Below are 273 nucleotides of genomic sequence, written 5' to 3' on the forward strand. Positions count from 1 at the left end.
GCTCATATAACACCTCTGCCTGTTGCAACAGAGCCTGGTCATGGCTGATAAACAGAATGGCCGCGCCAGGCCTGGCTGCAAATTGGCGTAATTGCTGGCGTAACCAGTTACGACCTGCTGCATCGAGATGATTCGACGGTTCATCGAGAATGAGCAAAGGTCGTGGTTGATAAAATGCCCACCAAAGACGCAGGCGAGTCATCTGACCGCCGCTTAGGGCTTGTGCACATTGCCAGTAGTTGGTTGGAGCACCCATTTTTTGTAGTTCAGCCT

1 protein-coding gene is annotated in these 273 nt (G+C 52.0%); it reads right to left on the reverse strand.

All coding sequences use genetic code 11. From position 1 onward, the window contains the following. A partial coding sequence (locus SB773_RS31715) for a P-loop NTPase family protein (protein ID WP_486304314.1) occupies window positions 1-273 on the reverse strand: 273 nt, incomplete at both ends.

The sequence above is a fragment of the Bacillus sp. SIMBA_074 genome, from assembly GCF_046534555.1.
Taxonomy (GTDB): Bacteria; Bacillota; Bacilli; order Bacillales; family Bacillaceae_G; genus Bacillus_A; species Bacillus_A mycoides.